We start from the raw sequence: 224 nt of genomic DNA on the forward strand, positions 1-224 counted from the left end.
CGGGATCGAACCGACGACCTGAAGCTTGCAAAGCTACCGCTCTCCCAACTGAGCTAAGGCCCCGAACTCTCCTGCCGTACCATCTTCACGTGCCGTTTTCATGACGCGCAAAAATGGTGGGCCTGGGTAGAGTCGAACTACCGACCTCACGCTTATCAGGCGTGCGCTCTAACCACCTGAGCTACAGGCCCGGCAGTTGAAACTCATGCCATAGCGAACTCATC

1 tRNA gene is annotated in these 224 nt (G+C 56.7%); it reads right to left on the reverse strand.

What is annotated here, in order from left to right:
- Positions 1-114: 114 nt before the first annotated feature.
- Positions 115-191: transfer RNA gene (locus KKP04_RS15395), tRNA-Ile, on the reverse strand.
- Between the last annotated feature and the right edge of the window lie 33 nt (positions 192-224).

Source organism: Rhodomicrobium sp. Az07, assembly GCF_018619475.1.
Taxonomy (GTDB): Bacteria; Pseudomonadota; Alphaproteobacteria; order Rhizobiales; family Rhodomicrobiaceae; genus Rhodomicrobium.